The sequence below is a fragment of the Lederbergia graminis genome, from assembly GCF_042655485.1.
GTDB lineage: Bacteria > Bacillota > Bacilli > Bacillales > Bacillaceae_C > Lederbergia > Lederbergia graminis.
The window spans coordinates 257,716-279,276 of record NZ_JBHSMC010000014.1 but is presented as its reverse complement, the minus strand read 5'-3'; the positions used below and the strand labels follow the sequence as shown (position 1 = coordinate 279,276).

At 36.4% G+C, this 21,561-nt stretch carries 20 protein-coding genes and 1 pseudogene; 8 read left to right on the top strand and 13 right to left on the bottom strand.

Annotated features, from left to right (window positions below; translation table 11 throughout):
* Positions 1-126 precede the first annotated feature (126 nt).
* Together ACFPM4_RS11500 and ACFPM4_RS11495 are read right to left on the bottom strand one after the other, a co-directional pair.
* Complete coding sequence (locus ACFPM4_RS11500) at positions 127-2,145, bottom strand: ABC transporter ATP-binding protein (protein WP_382351621.1); 2,019 nt, start codon at positions 2,143-2,145, stop codon at positions 127-129.
* Positions 2,145-3,902, bottom strand: a complete 1,758-nt coding sequence (locus ACFPM4_RS11495; RefSeq protein WP_382351618.1) for an ABC transporter ATP-binding protein — start codon at positions 3,900-3,902, stop codon at positions 2,145-2,147. Before ACFPM4_RS11495 ends, ACFPM4_RS11500 begins: the two co-directional genes overlap by 1 nt.
* 398 nt (positions 3,903-4,300) lie before the next feature.
* On the opposite strand from ACFPM4_RS11495, the gene ACFPM4_RS11490 reads away from it, so the two are divergent.
* Positions 4,301-5,794, top strand: a complete 1,494-nt coding sequence (locus ACFPM4_RS11490) for a peptide MFS transporter (RefSeq protein WP_382351615.1) — start codon at positions 4,301-4,303, stop codon at positions 5,792-5,794.
* Between the two features lie 45 nt (positions 5,795-5,839).
* On the opposite strand, the gene ACFPM4_RS11485 is transcribed toward ACFPM4_RS11490, so the two are convergent.
* Positions 5,840-7,003 (bottom strand): ABC transporter permease, encoded by a 1,164-nt coding sequence (locus ACFPM4_RS11485; protein WP_382351612.1) that lies wholly within the window; start codon positions 7,001-7,003, stop codon positions 5,840-5,842.
* Entirely contained in the window at positions 6,996-7,742 is a 747-nt protein-coding gene (locus ACFPM4_RS11480) for an ATP-binding cassette domain-containing protein (RefSeq protein ID WP_382352080.1), read from the bottom strand. The genes ACFPM4_RS11485 and ACFPM4_RS11480 overlap by 8 nt, the downstream gene beginning before the upstream one ends.
* A 160-nt stretch (positions 7,743-7,902) precedes the next feature.
* Here ACFPM4_RS11480 and ACFPM4_RS11475 point away from each other — a divergent pair, with 160 nt between their 5' ends.
* The 4 genes from ACFPM4_RS11475 (at position 7,903) to ACFPM4_RS11460 (ending at position 10,838) form a co-directional block, all read left to right on the top strand.
* Positions 7,903-8,601 (top strand): LytR/AlgR family response regulator transcription factor, encoded by a 699-nt coding sequence (locus tag ACFPM4_RS11475; protein ID WP_382351609.1) that lies wholly within the window; start codon positions 7,903-7,905, stop codon positions 8,599-8,601.
* Positions 8,602-8,640: 39 nt separating this feature from the next.
* A complete protein-coding gene (locus ACFPM4_RS11470; protein ID WP_382351606.1) occupies positions 8,641-9,519 on the top strand; it encodes a sensor histidine kinase in 879 nt (292 codons plus the stop codon).
* 101 nt (positions 9,520-9,620) lie between these two features.
* Positions 9,621-10,373 carry a threonine/serine exporter family protein gene (locus ACFPM4_RS11465; protein WP_144919513.1) on the top strand — a complete coding sequence of 251 codons (753 nt, stop codon included), beginning with the start codon at positions 9,621-9,623 and terminating at the stop codon, positions 10,371-10,373.
* Positions 10,374-10,388: 15 nt separating this feature from the next.
* Positions 10,389-10,838, top strand: a complete 450-nt coding sequence (locus ACFPM4_RS11460) for a threonine/serine exporter family protein (protein ID WP_382351603.1) — start codon at positions 10,389-10,391, stop codon at positions 10,836-10,838.
* A gap of 38 nt (positions 10,839-10,876) precedes the next feature.
* On the opposite strand, the gene ACFPM4_RS11455 is transcribed toward ACFPM4_RS11460, so the two are convergent.
* The 7 genes and pseudogenes from ACFPM4_RS11455 to ACFPM4_RS11425 all read right to left on the bottom strand — a co-directional run bounded on the left by ACFPM4_RS11455 (position 10,877) and on the right by ACFPM4_RS11425 (position 16,536).
* Complete coding sequence (locus ACFPM4_RS11455; RefSeq protein WP_382351600.1) at positions 10,877-12,448, bottom strand: hypothetical protein; 1,572 nt, start codon at positions 12,446-12,448, stop codon at positions 10,877-10,879.
* A complete protein-coding gene (locus ACFPM4_RS11450) occupies positions 12,441-12,986 on the bottom strand; it encodes a sigma-70 family RNA polymerase sigma factor (RefSeq protein WP_382351597.1) in 546 nt (181 codons plus the stop codon). The genes ACFPM4_RS11455 and ACFPM4_RS11450 overlap by 8 nt, the downstream gene beginning before the upstream one ends.
* Before the next feature lie 462 nt (positions 12,987-13,448).
* Entirely contained in the window at positions 13,449-14,252 is an 804-nt protein-coding gene (locus tag ACFPM4_RS11445) for a CPBP family glutamic-type intramembrane protease (RefSeq protein WP_382351594.1), read from the bottom strand.
* 118 nt (positions 14,253-14,370) lie between these two features.
* A complete protein-coding gene (locus ACFPM4_RS11440; protein ID WP_186324596.1) occupies positions 14,371-14,532 on the bottom strand; it encodes a hypothetical protein in 162 nt (53 codons plus the stop codon).
* Between the two features lie 267 nt (positions 14,533-14,799).
* Positions 14,800-15,438, bottom strand: a pseudogene (locus tag ACFPM4_RS11435) (DsbA family oxidoreductase); the annotation flags it as partial.
* A 33-nt stretch (positions 15,439-15,471) separates the two neighbouring features.
* Positions 15,472-16,296, bottom strand: a complete 825-nt coding sequence (pheA, locus tag ACFPM4_RS11430; RefSeq protein WP_382351591.1) for a prephenate dehydratase — start codon at positions 16,294-16,296, stop codon at positions 15,472-15,474.
* A gap of 93 nt (positions 16,297-16,389) precedes the next feature.
* Positions 16,390-16,536 (bottom strand): hypothetical protein, encoded by a 147-nt coding sequence (locus tag ACFPM4_RS11425; protein WP_382351588.1) that lies wholly within the window; start codon positions 16,534-16,536, stop codon positions 16,390-16,392.
* Positions 16,537-16,658: 122 nt separating this feature from the next.
* Here ACFPM4_RS11425 and ACFPM4_RS11420 point away from each other — a divergent pair, with 122 nt between their 5' ends.
* A complete protein-coding gene (locus ACFPM4_RS11420; protein ID WP_382351585.1) occupies positions 16,659-17,588 on the top strand; it encodes a manganese-dependent inorganic pyrophosphatase in 930 nt (309 codons plus the stop codon).
* A gap of 117 nt (positions 17,589-17,705) precedes the next feature.
* Positions 17,706-18,224, top strand: coding sequence for a YobA family protein (locus ACFPM4_RS11415; protein WP_382351582.1), 519 nt, complete (start codon positions 17,706-17,708; stop codon positions 18,222-18,224).
* A 35-nt stretch (positions 18,225-18,259) separates the two neighbouring features.
* Here ACFPM4_RS11415 and ACFPM4_RS11410 read toward each other — a convergent pair whose 3' ends face one another.
* Together ACFPM4_RS11410 and ACFPM4_RS11405 are read right to left on the bottom strand one after the other, a co-directional pair.
* Positions 18,260-18,505 carry a hypothetical protein gene (locus tag ACFPM4_RS11410; protein WP_382351579.1) on the bottom strand — a complete coding sequence of 82 codons (246 nt, stop codon included), beginning with the start codon at positions 18,503-18,505 and terminating at the stop codon, positions 18,260-18,262.
* 135 nt (positions 18,506-18,640) lie between these two features.
* Positions 18,641-19,192, bottom strand: coding sequence for a class I SAM-dependent methyltransferase (locus ACFPM4_RS11405; RefSeq protein WP_382351576.1), 552 nt, complete (start codon positions 19,190-19,192; stop codon positions 18,641-18,643).
* A gap of 146 nt (positions 19,193-19,338) precedes the next feature.
* Between ACFPM4_RS11405 and ACFPM4_RS11400 the strand changes: the two genes are divergently transcribed.
* The gene (locus ACFPM4_RS11400; protein ID WP_382351573.1) at positions 19,339-21,363 is read left to right on the top strand and encodes a penicillin-binding transpeptidase domain-containing protein; all 2,025 of its coding nucleotides are present in this window, start codon (positions 19,339-19,341) and stop codon (positions 21,361-21,363) included.
* Positions 21,364-21,561 lie beyond the last annotated feature (198 nt).

Below are 21,561 nucleotides of genomic sequence, written 5' to 3'. Positions count from 1 at the left end.
TTTACCCCATATACAGAACGAGATTCAACTGCCTACAAACCCCAAACCATTAAATCAAACGTTTGTTTTAAACAAGCGTTTGTTTAACTAAAAAGGGTTCAGTCATAAATGACTGAACCCTAACGCTTAGGCACCGATTTGTGGAGTGCCTTGTTGAAGCTGATACATTTGATAGTATTTGCCTCTTTTCTCCATCAATTCATCATGGTTGCCGCGTTCTACGATAGTACCACGATCCAATACTAGAATTTGGTCTGCATTCTTAATTGTAGACAGACGGTGGGCAATGATAAACGTTGTTCTTCCCTTTTTCAGGACGTCCATCGCTTCTTGAATAATTGCTTCTGTTTCCGTATCAATGCTTGATGTTGCCTCGTCAAGTATTAAAATTGCAGGGTCAAAAGCAAGTGCACGCGCGAAGGATATAAGCTGGCGTTGTCCTGAAGATAAGGTGCTTCCCTTTTCCACAACCGGCTCGTCATAACCTTTTTCTAGATTCTTTAACACTCGGTCTGCTCCAACAGCTTTCAGTGCTGCTTCGGCTTTTTCACGAGATATACGCGGGTCATTTAAGCTAACATTCGATAAGATTGTTCCAGTGAATAGATATGGATCCTGAAGAACAATTCCCATGTGATCTCGTAAAGTTTGTTTCGGGATTTCTTGAATATTTTTACCGTCAATAAGGATTTCTCCTTTATTGCAATCATAAAAGCGGAATAATATATTCATAATCGAGCTCTTACCTGAACCTGTATGACCAACGAGTGCAATTGTTTCCCCTTGCTTCGCCTCAAAATGGATATCTTTTAATACATATTCATTTTCTTTATAGCCAAAGTATACATGGTTAAAGTTAACGTTACCTTTATATCGTTGTATTCTTTCGGCACTAACTTCCTCCCCTTTTTCATCGAGAAGGCGAAATACACGCTCTCCAGCAATTAAAGCTGATTCTAAGTTAGAGAATTGCGTCACAATATTTGTAACAGGATTAAATAGACGGTTAATATAATCTACATACGCATAGAGAACACCCATTGTAATAACAGAGTGTGCTCCTAATGCGTCACTTCCGAAGTACCAAATAAAGCCGACAAATACGAAATTCCTGAGAACACCTACAACGTTATGAGAGGATAATGCATCTAATGTTAGCAACTTTTTCTCATAACGGAAGTGAGTTTCATTTAAATCTTCAAATTCCTTACTCATTTGCTTCTCTCGGCGAAATGCTTGAATAATCGTCATCCCTTGTATGGATTCGTTTATCATTCCATTTAATTCACTCACTTTAGATCGAATGACACGGTTGTACTTGGATGCAAATTTACGATATACAATCATCCAAATAAACATAATCGGTAATAGTAGCATGCATATAAGGGCAAGCTTTACATCTAATACAAACATCGCTACATAAATACCAATTATATAAATGAAACCTGTAAAGAAGTTCGCTAATACAGCGACATACAACTCTCGAATAGCTTCGGTATCGTTCGTAATTCGCGCCACAACTTTCCCTGCTGGTAAATCATCAAAATAACGAATAGGCAAAGTCTGAATATGTGAAAAAATATCTGTTCGCATTTTTTGAATTATACGGTTTGCGGCTTTTTGTAAATAGAAATATTGCCCATAACCAAATATTGCTGAAATAACAAATAACGAAAAATAATAGATTAATAGCGTTATAATTGTTGGAACTTCCGGCTTATAAAAGGCTAGTGTTTCAGAAATAGAGAGTTTTTTAGCATTATAACTAACCTTCTCCCCGTTACTTGTAATTGTAATTTGATCACCTGATACAGAACGTTGCCCATTTAAAGGAACTTCCCCTTCAATAAAATAAAAGCCTTTATTCACTTGCAAAATCGTAGCAGCACTGCCATTTACTATTAGCTTATCTTGCTCCGCATAACGCTCTCTTACATACGATTTACCATCATATAAAACAGCAGATTCTTCTTGACTCGTTTGCAACCAATGGTCCTCTATCCCCAAAATATGTTCATCAATTAACTTTTTTGCGATGAATGGACTCAAAACCTCAGTCGCAACCGACAAGGTCAGCATAATTAGTGCCGCAATAATCGTACCTTTAAAAAATAAAGCATATTTAAATAATCTCTTTCCAGTCATTATGCATGCACCTCCTCTGCGAGTGAATCCTCAATTTGCTGTCGATCATATTGTTCTTTGTACCAGCCATTATTACTTATTAGGTCAGCATGCGTTCCTTCCTCTACGACTTTCCCGTCATCTAAAACTAAAATCCAATTAGCATGTTCGACGGCTGATAATCGATGGGTCGTAATAAGGGTGGTTTTTCCTTCTCTTTCACTTCTGATATTTTGGATGATTTTTGCCTCTGTCTTCGCATCTACTGCAGATAGTGAATCATCCAATATTAGAATTTCAGGATTTTTAATTAAAGCTCGAGCAATAGAAATTCTTTGTTTTTGACCACCAGATAAAGCTACACCTTTTTCACCAACTAGTGTTTCTAAACCCTGTGGAAGCATTTCTAAATCTTTTTCAAAATAGGCTAAACGAATCGCCTCTTTCAGGTCCTCTTCCGTAGCATGTTCGTCTCCAAATAAAATATTTTCACGAACACTTCTTGAAAAGAGCACATGATCTTGTGGAACATAGCCAATCCAGGAGCGAACTTGATCCATCTTCTGCTCTTCAATACCTACTTGAGATATTGACAACTCACCTTTTCCTAATGGATATTCTCGTAAAAGTTGCTTGACGAAAGTCGTTTTACCACTACCAGTTTTACCTACAATTCCAATCGTATCTCCACGATTGATTTCAACATCAATCTTCGCCAGGTTATCTGTTTTGGAAGATGGATATCGGAAAGAAACATCCTTAAAGCTTATAGATTCTGGCTTTTCAATTGCTGTAGGTGCATCTGGATCTTTTACATCTTCTTCATAATTCAATGTTTCTTGAACTCGGTCTAGTGATGCATTTCCACGTTGCATGACATTAATCAATTCACCAATTGCAAACATTGGCCAAATAAGCATCCCTAAATAAACATTAAAGGAAACAAGTTGGCCTAGTGTGATTTGTTGATGAAAAACAAGATACGTCCCATAGGATAAACCAATGACATAACTAATACCTGTAATAATTTTCGTAGCCGGACCAAATAATGCATCAATCCGTGCTACATTAATATTCTTCTCATAAACATCCTCTGTCATATGTTGAAAATCTGCTTCACTAGCTTTCTCTTGTACATATGCACGAGTTACGCGCACTCCAGCAACAGATTCTAAAACACGATCATTCATATCCCCAAATGCTTTTTGTGCGGACATAAATTTTGCATGAATCTTCTTTCCAAGTACTGTAATTATCCATGCAAGAATAGGTAACGGTAGAACTGCGGCCAATGTTAATTTCCAAGATACAAGGAATCCCATGGAGATCAGTATTGTTAACATGTATAAAGAAGAATCAAATAATGTTAAAATACCAAATCCCGCTGTTGTGGATATCGCCTTTAAATCATTTGTTCCTCTTGCCATTAAATCCCCTGTACGATTTTTTTCAAAAAATGTTGGTGTCATTTTTAATAAATGATTCATAAAGCGTGACCGCAGCATTTTCTCCACGACAATTGCTCCACCAAATAATAGATACTGCCAAACATAGGTGATTCCGTAATTTAAAATTGTACCTACAGCTAAGATACCTAAAAATAAGAACAATGTGGATGCTGTCAACGTTCCTAAAAACATATGATCGATAGCTGAACCAATAATAAAAGGTGGAATTATTTCGAATAGATTAGCAAAAGCTAACAATACGAGTGCAACAGTATAACGTTTCCAATGCTGTCGAAAGAACCAACCTAATTTTGTTAATACACTAAACATACAAAAACCTCCAATCAAAAAAAACATAAAAAAAAGCATAACTGCGCCATTAAAAATGTGCGCAATTATGCTTCACATAAAAATAGACACGGGTAGTGTACAACCCACGTCACTTTTTCTTATGTAACATTTATGCGTGACAGTAGGCTGACAATCTATTTAGTTGCGGATTATTTACAATTAACTTTTTCACGATCATCAGCCTCCTTTTTCCGAATTTATTAGTGTTCATATGTTAGCATGGAAAAATTAATACTGTCAATGCTAAAAATAAAATACTCTGTAAATTAATTGTTTTAACAATAGCATTCTTGTTGCAAATGCTAACTTTCGAACATTTTACAGTTTTTTTATTAAGTGATATTATTTTTTTATTCTACGCAAAAGGGGACTAAGAAATGACAACAAAGAATGAACAACAAATAGTCGCAAGTGTCCCACAAACAGGATTTTTTGGGCACCCTAAAGGATTATTCACTTTGTTCTTCACAGAGTTTTGGGAACGTTTTTCCTACTATGGCATGAGAGCCATCCTAATATACTACATGTACTATACCGTTAAAGAAGGCGGTCTAGGGATGGATAAAGCAACTGCCGGTTCGATTATGGCGATATATGGTTCACTCGTCTACATGTCGGGAATCATCGGTGGTTGGATTGCAGACCGTATTTTCGGTACAAGAAAAACTGTTTTTTACGGCGGAATATTAATCATGATTGGCCATATTGCACTGGCCTTTCCTGGAGGAGTTACTGCCCTCTTCATTTCGATGGGATTCATCATTATCGGGACAGGACTTTTAAAGCCAAATGTATCCAGTATCGTCGGTGATATTTATAGCAGAGATGATGAGCGTCGTGATGCAGGATTTAGTATTTTCTACATGGGGATTAACCTAGGTGCACTACTTGCTCCATTTATTGTCGGAACAGTCGGTCAAGAATATAGCTTCCACTTAGGCTTCGGAATTGCTGCTGTCGGAATGTTATTAGGGTTAATTATTTTCTTATTAACTAGAAAGAAAAACCTTGGATTGGCCGGATCACATGTACCGAATCCACTTTCAAAAGAAGAACGCAAATCTTTATTCACAAAATTCGCAATTATCACGATTGTAATTGTTGTATTAGGAATCATTACTACTAAGACTGGTTTATTAACGATTGACCGCTTTACAATGCTTGTAAGTATTCTTGGTATCGTTATTCCTACAGCTTACTTTATTGTTATGTATCGCAGTAAAAAAACAACTGATGATGAGCGCTCGAATTTAATTGCATATATACCGTTATTCCTTGCTGCTACAATGTTTTGGGCAATTCAAGAACAAGGCGCCATTATTTTAGCACTATATGCTGATGAACGAACACAATTAAGCTTCTTTGGTTGGGAACTGCAATCATCTTGGTTCCAATCACTAAATCCTATTTTTATCGTTCTACTTGCGCCAGTATTTGCATGGATGTGGATTAGACTTGGGAAACGGCAGCCATCCACACCTAAAAAGTTCTCATTTGGATTAATATTTGCAGGACTTTCTTTTGTAATTATGATTATCCCTGCATATTTGAATGGCACAACAACGCTCGTAAGTCCTATATGGCTTGCACTTAGCTTTTTAATCGTTGTACTTGGAGAGTTATGCCTATCACCTGTTGGTTTATCTACAACGACAAAATTAGCACCTGCTGCCTTTTCCGCACAAACGATGAGTCTTTGGTTCTTATCTAGTGCATCCGCGCAGGCAATTAATGCGCAAATCGTAAAATTGTACAAGCCAGAAACCGAAATAATATATTTTGGTATCATCGGCGCAATTGCCATCTTACTTGGAGTATTACTATTTGTCATATCACCTCGAATTCAAAAATTCATGAAGGGTGCAAAATAAATAAAAAATCGGGTTGTCTTCCAAAAAAGACAACCCGATTTTTCTTTATTTACCTAACATAAGTCGGTGATTCTTAAATAGCTTATTCGCAATTGGGAATAAAACTAGGATAATGACAATATAACTTGCTGCTGCCAATCCAAAGGCTCCCACTGTTAACTGACCACTAAAGGCATCACGGACAAATAAAAATAAATTCATCACAGGCAAAGCGTATAACGGAAGGCTTAATGCTTCTCCAGAGAAAAACATGAACAGCATTGGAAGTGTCAGAATTCCCATTACAGGAGTTATATAATAGCCTGCTTCTTTTACTGAATTAGCCATCATACTCAATATCATTTCTAAAGCGGATATAAAGATTGCAAATAATACAATGAGTACAATGCTCATTAATGTAAAGGATATTGGGTCTGCAATCGATGTTAATCCTTTTTTCAGCTCAGTTGTAAAGTTCATTAATACACTGAGTACAGCAATACAAAGTAACCCTGTAAATATACCTAACGACGAAAGTGTTAGCCACTTAGCTAATAATATTTGAATTGGTTTTACTGGTGTAATAAATAATGCTTCAATCGTCTTCTTTTCTTTCTCACCAGCGAATAGTTCCGTTGCTGATGGATAGGCACCATTCGCAATTGCAATTGGAATAAGTAAAGGAATTAATATGGATAACATATAAGATGCGATTGCATTATCTTCTTCTTTAGTTGTTTTTGTTTCAATGGTAAAAACTTCTATTAAGCTATAATCGATATTTTCACCGGCTAATCGTTGTTTCACTGTTTGTTCTTGCCATTTAGTTAAAGCTGACATCACTACACTTGAAGCTCCAGATCCTTCTTGACTACCAGGATCAAATATAACATTAACTGGAATAGACTCCTGTGAGCTCATCATTTCCTTCCAGCCTTCTGCAAACTCAATCCCAACTTGTGCTTCCTTCTCTTTCACTGCCTCGTCGACATCAGCAAATCTTTCAATTGTTAACGTAGGCATATAAATTGCAAGCTGGTCGAGAAGTTCTGAATCTACTGTATCCTCCACCGCTAAAATAAATTCATCCTCATCATTAGAAGTGATGATTTTATCGTAAAATAAAGTAAGTGCAGCCATCATAATGATAGGAAATAGGACAAGTAATGTAATAGACCGTTTATCTCTTAAAACGTCCTTCATCTCTTTCATAAATATCGTCTTAAACATATAAATCACCTCTTACAATTTTAGAAGTAAATAAATAATTTAGATCTCGACTATTCTCTTGTTCATATAACTCTTCTAATCCACCCTCATATACCATTTGCCCCTTATGCATCATAATGACATCATCACAAAGCTGGGCAATTTCATCCATAATATGAGTGGAGAATATAATTGTTTTTCCTTCTTTTTTAAATTGAAGAATAAACTCTCTAAAAATATTTGATGAAGTGATATCAAGTCCAGTAGTAGGCTCATCAAATAAAACAATATCTGGATTATGGATAAGCGTTCTCGCTATCGCAACTTTTTGCATCATCCCTTTAGAAAAGCCTTCTACTTTTCGATCCAAATATTTACGCATGCCAAATCGTTTCGCAAGCATCTCAATTTGATTTTTAATTTCATGACTTGTCATACCATATAAACTTCCAAAGTACTCTAAGTTTTCTCTAGCAGTTAAGCGGCTATAAAGCCCTGTTTCCGAACCAAATAATACTCCCATTCGCTTTCTTACTTGCTCTTTATGGGTATAAATATCATTGCCATCTAGTGTGATTTTCCCCTCGTCAGGAGCAATCAACGTACATAGCATACGTAGCAACGTAGTTTTTCCTGCACCATTTTCACCTATTAACCCGACAACATGGCCTTCAGGAATCGTTAATGATAAATAGTCAACTGCTTTAACTATTTGCTTTTTATCTTTAAATTGTTTCGATACTTTATCTACAACAAGCATCATCCACATCTCCTTCTCGATTTCGTTAATTGTATTGTATCGATTATTGAAAAAACTTTCTGCGATTATGTCGTGAAGGGGGGGTTATATGTCGTGAAAGGTTCTTTTATCATAAAAATCTATTATAATGATACGTAGCATTACTAAAGGGGTTTTGGAGATGAAAGTGGGAATTGTCGATGACCGCATGATTGATCTCGATAAAGTTAAATTTATACTGGAGTCGGAAGAGGATGTTGAAATTATTTTTGCAACGACTGATCCAGAAGAGGCTTACCAACAAATAAAAGAAAACAAGATTGATTTATTAATAGCTGATATAGAAATGCCAGGAATCTCTGGTTATGAGCTTGCAGATTTAATACATACTCATGGATTGCTGATTACTGTAATTTTCGTGACTGCAAACAGTGGTTACGCAGTACATGCCTTCGAATTAAATGTTCATGATTATATTTTAAAACCTTTTAAGAAGGAAAGATTACTACAAGCATTAGCAAAATATCGAGAGAAGCAACGCGGAGGAAATCTAACTGGTAGATTAATATTGAAGCAGAAAGGTCATATTGAGATGATCCCGAAGCAGGATATTATTTTTGCAGAACGCACTGGTAGATCAACTACGATTTATACGATTAATGAAGAATACGAGACGTATTTAACAATGAACGAACTAGAAGGTAACTTGCGAGAAAATAACTTTATCCGCTCCCATCGCTCTTTCATTATCAATCTTCATTATGTAAAAAGCTTTTCCATATATACAAAGAAGTCGTACAGTGTAACATTTGAAGGTACGAAAAAAATAGCAATGCTTACAAAATTTAAGATGGATTATCTACAGAAGTATTATTTTTGAGGTGAAAAAATGCAAGTTATTATGCTCATACCCTGGATAGTGGCAATCACTTCAATGGTCTGGACTCATCATTATATCATTTCGGTTCTTCTCCTTGTTTGTGCCATATCTCATTTTTATACATATTTACAAGGTTACTACCCACCTTCTTGGGGAAAAGTATTAGCAGTACTGCAAATATGCTGGTTAGCTGCTTCTTATTTTACAAATGAAGCCTTACTTACATTAGGAATGATTTTTCCTGTCGTCGCATTCTTGTACATTGGTAAAAACCAAAGAAAGCAACAAGAACAAAATGAAGCAATTATACGCAATCATGAACAGCAACTTGCTTTAATGGACGAGCTGCGGAAACAACGGCATGATTTCAAAGCACATGCAACTGCTCTTATGTATGGGACTGGCCATGATGATTATAAAACAGAACTACAAAAACATTTTGCGGACGTAGATCAATTTCTTAAAAATGAATCTAATATCATCGCTGGTACTCTGTACTCTTATCATAAAAAAGCAGAACAACAAGGAATTAAACTCGATTACAATATTCAACACGCCATTTCAGGTATGCCACTTTCGGAATATGAGCTAGTCTCACTAATTGGAAATATATTAGATAATGCAATGGATGCAGCTTGCGAATATAAGGATACTGGTAAACAAGGAAATATCTTCTTCAGTTGCCGAAAACAAAGTGGGATTTGGATTTTAGTATGTCAAAATAGTACTGTTCCGCTCCAGAATGAAACGATTGAATGTATTTTTACAAAACGATCCCAATCTACTAAAGGTGGGACCCATGAAGGAATCGGTACACAGCAAATCATGAATATCGTGAAAAAGCATGATGGGACGCTTGACTTCACTGCCATTGACGAAACGTTTACTTTAAAAATCAAAATACCAGATGTAAAGTAAAATAAGGTGCCAATCCTGTTAGGCGAATCTCCACTGCATAGAGAACTGATGAAATATAACGTTATGATAGTTTAGAAAATATGGTTATGAGGTTTTTAAGAATGAAACAAAATGAAAAATTAATAGTTATTGATGCTTGTCTATTAGCTGGGAAAATAATGATGCAAAGTGGAGCAGAAACATATCGTGCAGAGGATACGATGATCCGAATGGCTGCTGCATGTGGCTTTCCAAATAGTCAAAGCTATGTTACACATACAGGAATCATCTTCTCTTTGGAGAACCTAGATCCAACTCAAGTTGTTAGAATAAATGAACGGGGAACAAACTTGGAAAAAATTGCGCTGGTGAATGACATCTCAAGAAAGATAACTGCAGGCGTGATCGATGCCGAGACTGGTTATGCGGAACTGAAGAAACTCTCAAAGGAAAACCTTGCCTCCCCCATTTGGCTTCAAATCATCGCAGCTTCTATTGCTAGTGGCTGTTTTTTAATTATGTTTAGAGGTATTTGGGCAGACTTTTTACCAGCAATGTTGATAAGTGGAGTTGGTTTTTCTGCCTTTCTACTTCTCCACCACCATACGAAGGTAAAATTTTTTGCTGAGTCAACCGCATCTTTTGTGATTGGCTTATTGGCTCTTTTATTAGTGAAAAATGGCTTGGGGCATCAACTGGATATTATCGTAATTGCCTCCGTTATGCCACTTGTTCCTGGTCTCTTAATTACGAATGCAATTCGCGACCTAATGGCTGGCCATTTCTTATCAGGTCTTTCAAAAGGTGCAGAAGCATTTTTCACTGCACTAGCCATCGGAACTGGAGTTGCGGTAGTGTATTCATTATTTATATAGGAAGTAGGAGAAATTATGGTATTTTACGTAACTCATCTTATATTAAGCTTTATAGCAGCTGTTGGCTTCGGAATTATTTTCAATGCTCCCCGCAAAGCACTAATCCAATGTGGAATTGTTGGAATGCTCGGATGGATTGTATACATCGTTATGGAGGATAATGGGTTCGATGTCGTTCAAGCTTCTTTTTCAGGTGCATTTATCGTCGCCATCATTGGTCATATGATGGCAAGAAAATATAAAACACCGATTATTGTTTTCATCGTTGCAGGCATCATCCCCCTCGTTCCAGGAGGAACCTCATATGATGCAATGCGTCACGTCGCCAGCAATGATTACGCAAACGCCATCCCACTTGCCATGAAAGCCTTCATCATCGCAAGCGCGATCGCCATGGGACTTGTATTCGCAGAGGTAATTATGCAGTTTGTATTGAAGCTGTTTAAGAAGAAGCGAGTAGTTTAAAAAACCTGAGCTCCAGTGAGTGGAGATCAGGTTTTTGTTTAGTTATTAGATTCTTTGATTGGAACTGTAAATGATTGATCTATTTGGGCACTGTATAAAAGGCGTTCGATGGTGACAGTGACTTCTTTAGATTTTTCTATAAACTTTCTATCTAAAAACATGCTGTATTTTTCTCCTGGACCGCTTCCAATTTGACCATAATCTCCAGGTTCCCCAGGTTCTCCGGATTCGTTCTCTGCAGTTACGAAAATCCGTAAATGACTATAATCATCATATCCAAAGCTAGGGTTAAGTGGCACGTCAGGTATTAACCGTAATGGTTGTTTTCGTTTTTTTGCTTTATACAGAATATCAAAATTAATCCCACGGTCATCATAATATAATCGCTCCAAATAAACTTTCGTGTCCTTTATCTCAGTTATTTTTTCGTTTACTTTTTTCTCATAACTCTCCGCATTCGCTAATCTTTGCTCATAATCAGATACATCCATCGTAAACTCAAATGAATCTTTCCCAAACAAATGAACATTATCAATTTCAAAGGTTACTTCGTCCGGCAATTCATTAAATGCAGGGATTTGAAAAATAAAAGAATCTGGGTCACCTTCTACATCTTCATAACCAACAATTGTATCAATCACCCTACCATTTAAGACTAGACTTGCATTGATTTTACTAAATTGCTGCCCTTCAGGTAATTCATATTTACCATATAACAAATTTTTTTCTGGTCGAATTTCCAACTTTTCAAAAGTTAAACGGGCATACTGACTTTCATTTGTCTCATTGATTGTCTTTGTAATGATTGGATTGCTAGTAAAATCAAAATGAACAGGGAGTTCGACATCATTAATTATTATTACTTCACCCAATAAATTAACAGTAATATCACTGGTCAACTTGGTATTTAGTTTTTGGACGTATTCAACATCCCCTTCCCAACTATCAGAATTGCTTCTTATATTTTCAATTACTGCACGTTGGTAAAGTCGGTTTTCATAAATAACACCTTCGTATGATGGGTGTATAGATTTTAAATATGGACCTCCTCCCGTAGCTACTACTTTCGGTTCTTCTTCAAATTCCCCATTTTCATCCTCATGTATTGTTACATATTGAATAAATGTTGATAAATCATGTGAATTTGATAACTTTTTCTTCATATCAGGCATTTCAATATAATAAAAAATAAGTGTATTCTCGGCATTATACCAAATTTTCTCAATATGAAGGTCTGCATCCTCTGTTATCGGAATGGTTTTGTTCACTTCTGTCACAAGTCCCAATCCTTCTGCTCTTTTTAAACCTGGTGTTTTCGTGTAGTAATAAAGGTCAACATCTACAAACGATTTCGCTATCACACGTCCTTGTGTATTACTATATTTATATTCATCACTTGATATAAAAAACGGTAGATTTCCATTCCACACTTGAATACCACCGAGTATCATAATAAAGAGAACAGCTACTGATAAGACTTTCTGAACAACATATTGTCTCTTTGGCTTTTTATTTTGCAATTTATCGAAAAACAGCTTTTTGTCCTCTTCACTGTAATAAGGATCTTTCCCCAGAAAATCATCGAAATCTTGCTTAGATAATTTACTCATTAAGATAATCCTCCTTTAGCTTCACTTTCAGTTTTTCCTTCGCTCGCATAATGCGCGTACGAATGGTAGAAGGATTTACATCTAATAGCTTACTAATTTCTTCTATACTGAACTCCTGATAATATTGTAAAATGAGGACTTCCCGATATTTAATCGGCAAGTTCATGATGGCTTTAATCACTTCTCTTTTCTGTTCATCCAACAATACAAAGTGCTCAGGAGTTTGTGTTGTCTTTTCAAAAACCTCATCCTTCCAAATAAATAAACGGTGCAAAGGCGACCGCAAATAATCTTTGCATTTATTTGCTGTAATTCTGTATAACCAATTCTTCAAACTTGATGCATCACGGATTGTATCTATTTTTTGATAAACAGTAAGCATCACATCTTGAAAAACATCATCCATTTGTGCTCTATTTTTTACATAAGTAAAAATAAAGCGCTTTAAGCTCTCACCATGATGATCCATTACCCATTCTATTGCTGCTTCCTTACTAAACTCAGTAGCAGAAATAGACAATGGTGTATTTTCCCCCAATCAACTCACCTCTTTTACTCTCTAATGGAGCTTCTATATGTTAAGACGATCCATAACAGGAAAAGTCCCATCATTTTATTAAAAAGTTTTTATATTTGGTTCTGTTAAAGTTCATTGTTGTTAACAACTTAGTTGATTGAGCGGATGTACAAGAGACTCCTGCGGGAACAGCACGAGCCGAAGATCCACTTGGCTAAGCGGTTTTCTTTGCCAAGTTAGCTGAGGCCGTGCCCGCGGAAAGCGAGTGCACAGGAGCGCAAATCAACAACAGAGTTTAACAGAGCTTTATATTTAAATAATACAGGAAATGGTTGCTTATTTAGAGGAAAATTAATAGTGCAAGTAATGAGTAGCCAGAATCCGCTGTTATTACGTGACCGATCTTAACTATTTCTCCATTCACTGGGCACACTTGTCCTAATTAACAAAAACCTCGCCTATTTTTAAGACGAGGTTTCTTATTTATGTATTTACTTTCTTTCTCCATTTTCTATATACAACTATCAGAAGACAAGCTAATAATCCGTACCCTACAAATAACGTTGGAAAGTCCGGATAAATTATTGAGGTATAGGTTAGTGCGTTTTGGTAAAAGTGGGCAAGCATGCTGATCCAAGCAGTTCTAAAATAGATGATGCTATAAATGAATGGAATATGAATAAACATTCTTGAGATAGCCGATTCCCAGCCCCATGCAGATACATGAAGAAAGCCAAATAAACAAGCTGCTAATAAGACTGCCAGTAGAGACCAGCCCCGTTTCATACGCACACATATTAATCTAGCAATGGCTATTACTATAAGTACATTTAAGGACTCTTCTTCAAAAACCAACAAAGGTAAAGTTAGCAGATTAGTAATATATTCACCAGTTGTCATCGAAATTTGCTCAATATTCTGCGGGTCACTTGATGTCCACCCAAGAATTTGCGGTATTGCCAAAAAAATAACGCTAATTAAGAGCACGCTAAATGGATACATCCATAATACGTTCGAAATGGAATAAGGAGCACCAACTCTTTTAAAAGGATTATAAAAAAATGTCTTAATTAATCCTTTATTTTTCCAGATGATGAGTATAGTAATAAATAAAAATAAAACCTCTGTTACAACGGTTCTTCTGTTAAGTAATTCATTATAAGCATAAGTTCCAAACATAACCCAAATAATCGCTACTAACAACCAGATGACTCTAACATTACTATTTCGTATGCTATTTTCTAATTCCCTTTCATGATCAAAAATCCTTGAAAATATTTTCCTCACCGTTTTCAACTACAATCAAATTCCTTTCTAATATTTCTCACTTTTATATAAGAATGCTGAAAATATGTATGCAAAAGGCCTCATCCACTGTTTGATTTTTAATGGACGAGGCCCTAAATTATTGTTTATTTTTTTGCTCCAGTCTATCTTTCAAGTTAATACGGTAATTAAAGTAATTAATTACTAGACCTGCAACTAAACCTACTGCAATCACAATATAACCAGTGTTAGTACGTTCTCTTAATCCGTACCAAAGAACAGCGATGTATAATAAAACCACTAGAATCCGAATGATAAAATACTTTTTCAAAATGATCTTCCTTCCTCATATAAAACATACTAGTTCTACTATAAAGGATTGTGAATAAAAAAACACTATTTCCAAATGTATCTTTAACAAATGCCTCTTTCAAAAGTATTTGAAACATTGCAAAAATGCTTCTTAGATTAATTCTTAAGAACCGACCCCACCAAATTCAATCACAAACAATAAATAGGCACCGAAACATTTTAGTTGTTCCAGTGCCCTGTGTATGATTTATTGTTGATTTTCTTCTTCCCACACTTTTTCAAGTGCACTAGTGAATGTTTCTAATGGTTGTGCACCAGAGATGGCATATTTTTGATTAATAACAAAGAATGGTACTCCACGTACACCAATTTCTTGAGCGGTGCGAATATCATAGCGAACATCATCCGCATAAGCATTTTCATCACGTAATACAGCTAATGCCTCTTCACGGTCTAATCCTGATTGCTCGGCAATAGTAGCTAATGTGTCCAAATCGCTTAAGCGTTTATTTTCTGTAAAATAGCTATATAGCAGATTTTCAGTTAGTTCAATGTCTCTACCCTTTGTTTTCGCGAAGTGAGTGAGACGGTGAGCATCAAACGTATTTGTAGGTACCATGTTGTCGAAGTTATAGGTTAAACCAACTGTAGCAGCTTGTTGACCCATTCCTTCATTCATTTTTTTCGCTTCCTCCACACTCATCCCATATTTGGAAGCAAGCATTTCATGAACGGATTGGGTGCTATCTTTCGGAGTAGTTGGATCTAATTCAAAGCTTTTATATTCAATCTGAACGTTATCTTTATGTGCAAAGTTTTCCACTGCTTGTTCGAGACGACGTTTTCCAATATAACAAAACGGGCAGACAAAATCTGACCATACTTCAATTTTCAATGCGTTCACCTCATTGTTTTGACTTGAATCCCATTATAGCTTTTTCGTGTTATAACTTCCAAGAACACGCACATGGTAACCATACGTTTCTAGTATAGCAATTGCTTTTTGCAAATTAGTTTCTTGAATTCCCATTGCTGCTTCAATAAAGAAGCGATATGTACCAAGCTTTTTCTTCGTAGGTCGCGATTCAATCCATGTTAAGTTGACACCTAGTGAAGAAAATACATTTAGAATAATTGCTAGCAAACCTGGGCGATCTTCTGTTGGTGTAATCAAAAGCATCGACTTCGCTGCTGTTTGTACATCTGCTATTTGTTTTTTAGTTAACACTAAGAATCTCGTAGAATTACAATTATTATCATGAATATCTCTTGCTAAAACATCCAAACCGAATGTTTTAGCCGCCCATTCGGATGCAACTGCACCAACATCAAGGCGACCTTCATCACGAAGGGTCTCAGCTGCTCCAGCAGTACTACTATAGTGTTTAGTTTCAACTTGTAACTCCCGTGTAAAATTACGACATTGCGCTAATGCAGGTGGGATAGACCATACTTCCTTCACATTCTCAAGCAACGCACCTTTTACTCCCAATAATTGCAGTTTTACAGGAAGTACTGCCTCACCTTCCACCCACACATCATTGTTTACTAGGCCATCCGTTGTCATCGTAATTGTACCCTCAATAGCATTTTCTATCGGCACAATCCCTTTATCCACTTGTTCTTCACTTACAGCTTCCAATACATCTAATATATCTTTATACATAATTGGCTCAATATTAGCATCTGAATAATAACGAATTGCGGCTTCTTCTGAAAAAGTCCCTTTAGGTCCTAAGTATGCAACTTTCAAATTTAACAAACCCCTCATCTAATTTCTATGTAAAACTGAATTCTCAAAATTATAATGCAGTTTTGGAATTATAACAATAGATTAGCATTTTTTTCACCTAGAAATGACATATATAAGGATAACAATAAGGACGATGATTGTAATTGGAAGACAGCCGATTTTCCCAATCGAGCTCAAATCTCCAAATGATGCTTTATTCATAGCATCTGAAAGCGTTTCGGTTGGTTTTTCATTTTTCATCAATACTCACTCCTCATGACTCTCATGATAAATAGTTTTTCGACCCGCTCCCCTTCAATCTTATTATCTTCAATGGTAAAATAGAAAAAGATTTAAATACATATTAGTAAGGAGAATTTATCATGGCAAAAACTCTTATCTTTGGTCACAAAAATCCTGATACAGATACAATTACTTCAGCGATTGTCTATGCCGATATTAAGACTAAACTTGGTGCAGATGTGGAAGCTGTTCGCCTAGGTGAAGTAAATGGTGAAACACAATTTGCATTAGACACATTTGGAGTAGAAGCACCACGTCTTGTTACAACTGTTGCCAATGAGACAGATCAAGTAATTCTAGTTGACCATAATGAACGTCAACAAAGCGCAGATGATATTGAGCAAGTACGTGTTGTGGAAGTCATTGATCACCATCGTATCGCTAACTTCGAAACAAGTGATCCTGTATATTTCCGTGCAGAACCTGTTGGATGCACAGCTACAATTTTGAAGAAAATTTATAAAGAAAATAACTTAGAAATTGATAAAAAGATGGCAGGCTTAATGTTATCTGCAATCATTTCTGACTCTCTATTATTTAAATCACCAACATGCACAGAAGAAGATGTAGCAGCTGCACGTGAACTTGCTGAAATTGCTGGTGTAGATGCTGACAGCTATGGTTTAGATATGTTAAAAGCTGGCGCAGATGTCAGTGGTAAAACAGTAGAACAATTACTTTCCCTTGATGCGAAAGAATTCTCTATGGGCTCTGCAAAAGTAGAGATTGCGCAAGTAAATGCAGTTGGTGTAGAAGATGTTCTTGCTAGAAAAGCAGAAATCGAAGCAGCATTACAAAATGTTGTTGCAGAGAAAAATCTCGACTTATTCTTATTTGTAGTAACAGATATTCTAACAAATGACTCAACTGCAGTTGCGATTGGACAAGCTGCGAGCGCAGTTGAAGAAGCATTTGATGTGAAACTTGATAATAATGAAGCAGTATTAAAAGGTGTTGTATCCCGTAAAAAACAAATTGTCCCACCTTTAACAGATGCGCTAAGTAAATAATTAACCTCAGAAGCATGTATTTCCCAAGTGGAAATTACATGCTTTTTCATGTATAAGAAACTTTCTTGACTCGTTTTCGTCTTATATATAAAGGGATATATAAAGGGGTTGTAATGCATGAGAAAAATATATACACATATTATCCTTTTCTTTTTAGTCATCATTTTAGCTGCATGTGGTCAAGCGAATGCAGATGGGAATACAGATGAAAAAGGAAAGCCTGATATCATTGGCTATGTAATGGATCAAAATGATTCAAGAATCTTAGTTGTTAGTGCTGAAGCTCAAGATTTTAGTGCCAACGATGGCTTGAGTGAATACTATGATGCCATTTCGTTATCCAACGCTCCAGAAAATGTGAAAATAGGGCAAATGGTAAAGGTATGGATTGATGGTCCTGTAGCAGATTCGTATCCAATGCAAGGGAAAATCAGCAAGCTCGAAGTAGTCGAATCTTCCAAGCCTGACGGCGCCAAAATGACAGAGGAACAAGCACTCCGTAAAATTATTAAGGCCCAACCAACAAAACAAATGGCAGTTAGAAATATATACTTTGATAACACCAAAAATATTTGGAAAGTTGAATTCAAAGAACTACCAGATGGCGATGTAATTACGATAGAGATAAAGGATTAAACAGAAGCGCTCGCTCCTTTAAAGGGCAAGCGCTTTCAAGATTTCTTCTGTATATATCCTGTTGCGACTAGCAATAAGCCTATAATAAAGAACAAATAGACAAACAAGTTATCAAAAAACCCTGGGTAATCCACCGTCCCGAAAGTTCCTCCACCATGGATTGCACTGCCCCCATCTGCTAATCCACCAGCCAAAATCGCCGCGACTCTTTCTGCAGTATAAAACATCCCACTGACTATCATAAAAATGGCCCCTAAAAATATGAAAGTTCTTCTCTCCATGGTCCCCTCCATCAATTTTTTGTACCATTCCGAAATTGCTATCAAAACACCTTATATCCACCTCTTAGCCATACTATTCGACTAACTAATTCAATAGTCCTGCAGAATACTAATATCAAATGGACCCTTCCTCATTTATATAGGTTTCCTTGCATCGACAATCAAAGAAACAAAGCCTAGCTTTCCATCTTTATTTCTATGGTCGAAGCGTTTGGAACGATAGATGAATCCTTTCTTTTCGTCCCAATCATTGTAATGAAATTCACCTACTTCATCACAATACTCCAAAAGAGAAACCTCAAAACCTGCCTCTTCAAACATCTTAGTAATAGTTTTATAGTTATGTACGATTTTATGACTTGCTGCAGGATGATCTTTCGGCCCAGGTCCACCTATTTGAACACCACGCTGATATTCATCATTTGGAAAAAAGCCATCTGGGACAGCACAGCGAATATATCCACCTGGTTTTAAAAATTCATAACAAATGCGGGCTGCTTCTTTTCCCTCATCAAAATCTAAATGTTCCCATACATGCTCAGCTAAAATAGCATCGACTGTGTTTTCTTTAAAGCGCTTCGTCCAATCATCACGTTTCAACATATTCAGTTCCGATTCTTGTGTTAATAGCCAGCTTGGATTGTTATTATACTCCCCAGCACCAATAACGATCTTCAAGTTATTCATGTACATCCCCCTCCCCTTTATAGACAAAATACCATTTTATAGATGAATTGTGTACACAACACCTGTTCTAAGTTATTCAAATTAGCATCGATTCCTACTTTTCTATATAATCAAAACTGTTACAATGGAGTTAAGGAGGTATATAAATGAAAAAGTATCTTTTACTTACATTTTGCATTATTTTTACCTTAGTTTTAGTTGGTTGTAGTGACAAAGAAGAAAAGAAAGAAGTAAAGGAGCCACAACCAGGTGACCGCTTTACACAGTATGTCGAGTTATGGCAAGAGCAAAAATTTGCAGATATGTATGAGTACTTATCGACGGATGTAAAAGTCAGTATTTCAAAAGAAGACTTTACAAATCGCTATACGAAAATCTATGAAGATTTAGAAATAGAAAATGTACATATTACTTTTACAAAGCAGGACGAAACCGGTGAGGATGAAGAAGCAAAGCAAGTCGAAATTCCTTATTCCGTAACAATGGATAGTATTGCTGGTGAAATTACATTTGACCAGCAGGTAGGAGTCATCCAGGAGAAAATGGATGAAGAAAAGTATGACTGGTTCATCCAATGGGATACAACGCATATTTTCCCACAGTTACAAGCTGGTGATACTATTTCGGTATCAACGACAAAGCCAAAACGTGGAGCAATATTGGATCGTAATGGAAACGCACTTGCAGAAAATGGAACTGCATATGAAATTGGCCTAGTTCCTGCTGCTATGGAAGGCAATGAAGCCGAAGTAATGGAGCAAGTTGCAGAGATACTCGGTATCGATGTCGAAAAGATTGAAAAAGCATTAGGTGCTTCTTGGGTTCAACCAGACCATTTTGTTCCAATTAAAAAAGTACCAGCTGATGATATCGCAACATTAAATGAACTAAAAGATATTGCAGCTGCTAGAAACAGAGAAGTACAAGCGCGAGTTTACCCACTCGGAGAAGCTGCTGCTCATTTAACAGGTAATATTGCACCAGTAACAGCAGAAGACCTAGAAAAGAATAAAGGCAAAGGCTATTCAAGTAATGATTTAATTGGTAGACGTGGTTTAGAACTAGTTCTCGAGGATCGCTTACGAGGGGAACCTGGCGCGAAGATTATTATTAATAAAACAGATGACACCCAAGTGGTACTTGCTGAAAAAGTCGCACAAGATGGAGAAGATGTGAAGTTAACTATTGATAGTTCGTTACAAACATTAGTTTACAACGAATTAAATGGAGAGCCAGGAACGGCAACTGCACTTGATCCAAATACAGGAGAAACATTAGCACTTGTAAGCAGTCCTAGTTATGACCCAAATATTTTAACACTTGGCCCTTCAAATGACCAATGGGCTGAAATTGAAGACAATCCATACAACCCAATGTTAAATCGATTTAATAACACATTTGCTCCTGGTTCCGTTTTAAAACCGATAACAGCAGCAATTGGTTTAGAAGCTGGTACAACGGATTGGACTACTACACTTAAAATTAATGGATTAACTTGGGGGAAAGACGCATCATGGGGGAACTACAAGGTTAAAAGAGTTAGTGACTATGGTGTACCAATTGATTTAGAAAAAGCATTAATATACTCCGATAATATTTATTTTGCCCAAACTACATTAGAGCTTGGAAAAGATAAATTTATGGATGGATTAAAGAAATTTGGTTTTGAAGAAGAAATGGATTATCTCTACCCAATGTACCCATCTACTATTGGGGACATTGATTCTGACATAGCTTTAGCTGATTCAAGTTATGGTCAAGGGCAAGTAGAAATGAATGTTGTCCATTTAGCAAGCACATACACAGCTATTATTCATAACGGAAAAATGATAAAACCCGTTTTAGAATTGAATGCTGAAAAAGGGCAAACTTGGAAGGAAAATCTAATAAGTGCAGAGAATGCTGAAAAAATGAAAACAGCACTACGTAAAGTAGTGGAGGATTCAAAAGGGACTGCACGTGGCGGCAAAATTGATGGTTATCCTATTGCTGGAAAGACAGGAACGGCCGAATATGCAAAAGCGGCACAAGGTGAAAAAGGGAAAGAAAATGGCTGGTTCGTAGCCTATAACGTGGAAAATCCAAAAATGATTGTAGCGTTAATGCTCGAAGATGGAAGCTCCAGTGCAACAGTTACGAAAGTCTCGAATATCTTTAAAAAGACGAAATAAAAAGCAACCCCCACTTAGTGTGGGGGTTGCTTTTTTCATTATATAAGCACTATGAAGACTGTTTTTCGCCTTTTCTCTTTGTTTTGTCTTCATACGACCACTATGAAGACAATTTTCCACTTTTTCTCATTCTTTTGTCCTCATACCACCTCTATGAAGACAGTTTTTCACTTTTTCTCTTTCTTTTGTCCTCATACC